This is a genomic window from Candidatus Brocadiaceae bacterium (genome assembly GCA_012728835.1).
Classification (GTDB): Bacteria; Planctomycetota; Brocadiia; order SM23-32; family SM23-32; genus JAAYEJ01.
In genome coordinates this window covers 1-6,439 of sequence record JAAYEJ010000018.1, presented here as the reverse complement: position 1 = coordinate 6,439, position 6,439 = coordinate 1, and the positions used below count along the sequence as shown (strand labels likewise).

Sequence of the window (6,439 nt, the reverse complement as noted above, 5' to 3'; positions counted from 1 at the left end):
GCTGGACCTCGAGGGAATCCCCCGGTGAACGCCGGCGCAGGCAACGCCCGGCCGCTCCTCTACGCCGTCCGGGCGCTCAGCAAGAGCTACCGGATGGGCCAGGTCACCGTGCACGCCCTCCAGGACGTCGACCTGGACATCCACGAGGGCGAACTGCTCATCCTGCTCGGCCCCAGCGGCAGCGGAAAGAGCACGCTCCTGAACATCATCGGGGGCATGGACAGCCCGACGTCCGGCACGGTCAGGCTGCACGACACGGACATCTCCAAGTTCACCGAGCGGGAGCTGACCGCCTACCGACGCGACCACGTGGGGTTCATCTTCCAGTTCTTCAACCTCATCCCCACCCTGACCGCGCGGGAGAACATCGAGCTGGCCGCCGAACTGAGCCGGCACCCCGTTCCGCCCGAGGACGCGCTGGACATGGTCGGACTGCGGGAACGGGCGGACCACTTCCCCGCCCAGCTCAGCGGCGGCGAACAGCAGCGGGTCGCCATCGCGCGGGCCGTGGTCAAACAGCCCGAGATCGTCCTGGGCGATGAACCCACCGGCGCGCTGGACTACGAGACCGGCAAGCTCGTCCTCGACGTGCTCCGCGACGTCCACCGGCGCAGCGGAAAGACGGTCATCCTCGTCACGCACAACGTGGCCATCGCCGGCATGGCCGACCGCGTCGTCCGGCTGCGCAGCGGACGCATCGCCTCCATCGAGTCCAACCCCTCCCCCGTCGCCCCGAAGGACCTGGAATGGTGAGCAGCGGGCTGCGCAAGAAGCTCCTGCGCGACATCCGCCACACGGCGGGGCAGTTCGTCGCCGTCGCCGTCGTCGTGCTCTGCGGCACGGCCGTCTTCGTCGCCATGCGCGGAGCCTACGACAGCCTCCTGCTGTCCCGGGACGACTTCTACGACCGGCATCGGTTCGCCGACTTCTACGTGCAGATCGAGAAGGCCCCCGAGACCGCCCTGCGCGGCCTGGAGGCCATCCCCGGCGTGGCCCGCGTGCGCGGCCGCATCGTCAAGGACGTCCCCCTGGACATCTCCGGAGACGATGGAACCGTCGTCGGGCGCATCATCTCCATGCCCGACCGCCGCGACGGCCTCATCAACGACATCCGCATCGCGTCCGGCTCCTACTTCCCCGGCGCCCACGAGCGGGAAGTGATCGTCAATCAGCCCTTCTGCACAGCCAACGGGCTGGAAGTGGGCGACCGCCTGCGAGCGACGATCAACGAGCGGAAGGAGACGCTGACGATCGTCGGGACCGCCTACAGCCCGGAATACGTCTATGCCATCCGCACCCCGCAGCAGTTCGCTCCGGACGACCGGAACTTCGCCATCCTGTTCGCCCGGGAGTCGTTCGTCGAAGACGCGTTCAGCATGACCGGCGCCGTCAACGAAGTCGTGGGCCTCCTGCGCCCCGGCGCCCGCCTGGAGGCCGTTCTGGACGCAGCGGAGGCCCGTCTGGACCCCTACGGCGTCTACCACAAGTACGGCCGCAAGGACCAGCTCTCCCACCAGTACCTCGAGAGCGAAATCCAGGGGCTGCGCGTCTCCGCCGTAATCGTCCCGATCATCTTCCTCTCGGTCGCGGCACTGGTCATCCATGTCCTGATGCGGCGCATGACGGAACTCCAGCGCACCCAGATCGGGCTCCTCTGCGCCCTGGGCTACTCCCGGGGCCGCGTCGCCCTGCACTACGTCTCCTATGCCCTGGCGGTCGCCGTGGGCGGGTCCGTGCCCGGCATCGTCATCGGCTGCCTGCTGGCCGGCAAGATGACGGGGATGTACAACCAGTTCTTCCGCTTCCCGTCGCTTCGGCTGGAGTTCTCGCCGACGGTCCACTTCTCGGCGCTGCTGCTGAACGCCGGCATGTGTTCGCTGGGCGCCCTGCGCTCGGCGGCCCGCATCCTGAAAATCGAGCCGGCCGTGGCCATCCGCCCCCAGGCCCCCGCAGCCGGGCGCATCGTCCGGCACGGCCCGCTCCATGCCCTCTGGGCCCGCCTGCCGCTGCTCTGGCGCATCACCGTGCGCAACACCGCCCGCGCTTGGAGCCGCTCGGCCTTCACCGCCGCCGGCGTCATGGTCTCGGTGGTCATCCTCCTGGTCGGTTCGGGCACGATGGACTGGGTCTACTTCATCATGGACCATCAGTTCGGCCTCGTGGACCGGGCGGACCTTCACGTGGACTTCGCCGTCGAACGGCCGCCGGCCGCGTTGCACGAACTGGGCTCCCTGCCCGGGTGCCTCACCGCGGAGGGCGTCTTCCAGTTCGGCGCCCAGCTGCGCAACGGCTGGCGCAAGAAGAACGTCCTCGTCATGGGCCTGCCCGCAGACAGCCGCCTCTACACGGTGCGCGACACCGCCGGCCGGCGCGTGCCCCTGCCGGAAGACGGGCTCATCGTGCCCGAACGGGTCGCCCGGGCCCTGGACGTCACCGCCGGCGGCCGCGTCTCCGTGGACCCCTACCTGCGGGACGGCGACGAACGGCCGGCGGCCGTCCGCGGCGTCTCCACCCAGTACATGGGCCTGACCGTCTACGCCCGCCGGGAGTTCCTCGAGCGATGGCTCGGACACGGCCCCGCCGTCAACGGCGCCCTGCTGGCCGCCGAGGCCGACGCCCGGGACGACCTGGCCCGTCGCGTGAGCGACCTGCCCGGGGTCCGATCCGTGACGGCCACCGGCACCATACTGGGCGGTTTCGAGGAGTCCTTTGCGGAGATGATGGACGTCACGGTCCTGATCCTGTCCTTCTTCTCCGGCGTCATCGCCTTCGCCGCCATCTACAACGCGTCCACGGTCAGCATCGCCGAACAGGAGCGCGATCTGGCCTGCATGGCCAGCCTCGGCTACGAACGTGAAGACGTTGCACAGGCGGCCACCGGGGATATAATGCCCCTGGGGCTGATCGGCATCGCCGCCGGACTGCCGCTGGGCGCCCGGCTCTGCCGCTGGATCGCCGACTTCTACGAGAGCGACCTCTACAAGCTGCCTTCGGACATCCGGGCCGCCACGTACCTGCGCGTGGTCGTCCTGGTGCTCGTGTTCCAGCTCGTTGCGCGCTGGGCATGCCGTCGCCGCGTGCGGCGCATCGACATCGTCCGCAGACTCAAGACCATGGAGTAACCGTGCGCAAGACACTCGCCCGGTTCCGGTGGCCCGCCGTCGTCCTCCTGCTGGCCCTCGCGTGGTTCGCCCTGCGCCGGCTGCAGTCCGTCGAGGTCGACGTCGCCGTCGTCGAGCGCGGCCCCGTGCGGGAGGTGGTGACCGAGGAGGCCCGCACGCAGCTCCGCACCGAACGCATCGTGACGGCCGACCTGCCCGGCACGGCCCACAGGGTGCGGCTGCGGGAGGGAGACCCGGTCGAGGCCGGCCAGGTCCTCACCACGATCGACGGGACGGAACTGGCGATCCTCCAGGAGACGCTCCGGGCGCAACTGGCCGAGGTGGAAGCGCGCCTGGCCGGAGTGGACGTGCCCCTGCCGAAGCCGTCCGAACTCGCAGCGGCCGAACAGGACGCCCTCCGGACCCTCCACGAGGCCGAGGCCCTGGAGCGCGAGGTGGAAGGCGCCGAGGCGGACCTCCGGTTCGCCACGGACGAGGACCGGCGGGCCCGGGCGCTCTTCGAGGCGGGCTCGATTCCAGACCGCGAATACGAACTCGCCCGGCGCCACCTGGCGACCATGCAGGCCGCCCGCGACTCCCTGGCCGCCCGCCTGGCCGCGGCCCGGGCCGGCGCCGAGGTCGCCCGCCTCCGCCGCCAGGTCCTTCAGGAGTCCCTCGCCGACACCGCCCACCTGCATGACGTCTACGCCGCCCAGATCGCGCAGTCCCGCAGCAACATCGCGCTGCTGGCGCACGAGCTGGGCAAGACGGACGTGCGCAGCCCCATCGCCGGCGTCCTGCTGGAGAAGCACCTGGACAGCGACCGCTTCGTCCAGCCCGGCACGCCTCTGGCCACCGTGGGCGACCCGACCAGCATCGAGATCCGCGCCGACATCCTGTCCGACGACATCCGCCGGATCAGGGAGGGCCAGCCCGTGCGGCTCCTGGGCCGGGCGGTCACCGACCCGACGGCGTCCGGCCGGGTGGCCCGGGTCTTCCCGTCCGGCTTCACGAAGATATCCTCCCTCGGCGTGCGCCAGCAGCGCGTGGCCGTCCTGATCGAGTTCGACAACTCCACACTCGGGCTCAAGCCGGGGTCGGAGCTGGACGTCCGGATCGTCGTCGACACGTGCCAGGACGCCGTGACCGTGCCGGCCGACTGCGTGTTCTCGGCCGCCGAGGGCATGGCCGTCTTCGCCGTCGAGGCCGGCCGGGCCCGCCTGCGCCCCGTCGCCCTGGGCCTGAAGGGCCAGGAGACCTACCAGGTCACCGACGGCCTCTCGCCGGGCGAACGGGTCATCCGAAGGCCCCCAACGGACCTGTCCGCCGGCCGCCGGGTCAAGGCGCGACCCGACTGAGCCCCGCGCCCGGCCCCCGGCGCGGCATGTCGCGGCCCGCCTCAAAGACGATTCTCCCCTCCTCCCTTGCGCCGCTCCGGCAAATCCGTCAGAATAGAACTGACTGGTCAGTACCATTTCCGGGAACGCGCCGTGGCCGACAAGGCAGAACAGATCCGCAAGGTGGCCGAGAGGCTGTTCGCCTCCCATCGCTACCATGAGGTGACGCTCGACGACGTCTGCAGGAAGGCGGGCGTCGGGAAAGGAACCGTCTACCGCTACTTCAAGGACAAGGAAGACCTGTTCTGGCAGGTCATCGCGTCGGGCCAGGATGAACTGACGGCCTCGGTCGAGGCCGTCGCGGAAGAGCAGACGGACCCGGGCATGGGGCTGCGGGAGGCGATCGTGCGCATCGCCGAGTTCTTCCGGGAACGGCACAACCTGTTCCGGCTGGTCTGGAGCGAGCAGTTGCGCGACTCCCGCCGCCGAAGCACCCTACAGAAACGCTGGGGCGTTCGGGACGAGAAGGTGATTGCCGTCGTCGCCGGGTTCATCGCCAAGGGAATCAAGGACGGAAACTACCAGACGGCCCTCGAACCGGCGGCGGCGGCCCGCCTCCTGCTGGGCATGGTGCGCACGGCGCTCAGGCACCGGAACATCATGCCGGAAGGAGTCTGCCCCACCGAAAGCGTGATCGACCTCTTCGAGAAGGGCCTGCTCGCACGGCCCGAGGCCCGCAAGAAGACGGCGAGGCAAGCCACCTGACATGTGCCGCATTCCGACGTTCCAGACCGGGGGTCTCACAATGGGCACTGCTCGCCCGCTCGCGAGCAGCCCCTCCGAAACGGGGGGGACGTGAGAAGTCCGCCGTTCCCGACGGCCGGCCGCTCCAACCGCAGAGATCAGGATCGAGCAAGCACAATGACCCAGTTCGCCCGCAGATGTTCCACCTGGATGCTCCTGGCCTGCCTGGCAGGCCCGGGCCTGGTCGGCTGCTCGCGCAACTACTACCGCACGTCAGCCGACAAAGAGGTGTACGGCATCATCGAGGCCAGGTCGCGGATCGTGCCCGGCATGGTGTCGGACTTCACCATCGAACAGGCCGTGCACGACGTGCTGGCCGACTGCCCGCGTGCCGAACCGCCCGCGACCGAAGACGCAGAGCCCCCCTCGAACGCAGAGCGGCCCTATGTCCTGTCGCTGGCCAGGGCACTGGAAGTCGCCGCCCTCAACAGCCGGCGCTACCAGACGGAGAAGGAGAACGTCTACCGCCAGGTCCTCTCCCTGACCCTCCAGCGATATGCCTTCCGACCCCAGTTCTTCGGCGCGCTGGCCGGCCAGTACGACGAGGTCGACATGGGCGAGAGCCGCCGCGTGTCCGGCGACTCCGACTTCGGCTTCTCCTGGCTCCTGTCGACCGGCGCCCGGATCACCGCCGCCCTCTCGACCAGCGTCAGCCAGTTCGTCAAGGGCGACCCGCAGCGCGCGGCCGCCTCCGCCCTGCGCATCACCGTCACCCAGCCCCTGCTCCAGGGCGCGGGCATCTCGGTGACCGAGGGACTCACCCAGGCCGAACGCGACACCGTCTACCAGATCCGCAGCTTCGTGCGGTTCCGCCGCACGTTCTTCGTCAGCATCCTGGCCGCCTACTACCGCGTCCTCGAAGACGCGCAGGTGGTCGAGAACGAGCGCCGGAACCTGGAAAGCCTGATGCTGCTCAGAGAGCGGGCCGAGGCCATGGCCGATGCCGGCGAGTTCTCCGGATACCAGGTCGACCAGGTGCGCCAGCGCGAACTGGAGGCCGGCGATCGCATCGTCCGGGTCCAGCAGAACTACGAAAGCTCGCTGGACAACTTCAAGGTCACGCTCGGCCTGCCCGCCGAGACGCCGCTGATCCTGGACCCGGCCGAACTGAGCCGCCTGACCGAGGAGGGAGACCTGGCCATACCCCTGTCCGCCGAGCGCATCCAGGAACTCGCCATGGCGCACCGGCTGGACCTC

General features: G+C 69.7%; 5 protein-coding genes. All 5 read left to right on the top strand.

The genetic code is table 11. The features are described 5' to 3' along the window. Positions 1–93 precede the first annotated feature (93 nt). Positions 94–753, top strand: a complete 660-nt coding sequence (locus GXY85_02820) for an ABC transporter ATP-binding protein (GenBank protein ID NLW49762.1) — start codon at positions 94–96, stop codon at positions 751–753. Further along, a complete protein-coding gene (locus tag GXY85_02815; protein NLW49761.1) occupies positions 747–3,122 on the top strand; it encodes an FtsX-like permease family protein in 2,376 nt (791 codons plus the stop codon). Before GXY85_02820 ends, GXY85_02815 begins: the two co-directional genes overlap by 7 nt. A gap of 2 nt (positions 3,123–3,124) precedes the next feature. After that, positions 3,125–4,459 (top strand): efflux RND transporter periplasmic adaptor subunit, encoded by a 1,335-nt coding sequence (locus GXY85_02810; protein ID NLW49760.1) that lies wholly within the window; start codon positions 3,125–3,127, stop codon positions 4,457–4,459. A gap of 132 nt (positions 4,460–4,591) precedes the next feature. Next, positions 4,592–5,203, top strand: coding sequence for a TetR/AcrR family transcriptional regulator (locus GXY85_02805; GenBank protein NLW49759.1), 612 nt, complete (start codon positions 4,592–4,594; stop codon positions 5,201–5,203). Positions 5,204–5,359: 156 nt separating this feature from the next. Continuing rightward, positions 5,360–6,439 (top strand): TolC family protein (locus tag GXY85_02800; protein NLW49758.1); only part of this gene is annotated, 1,080 nt, incomplete at its 3' end.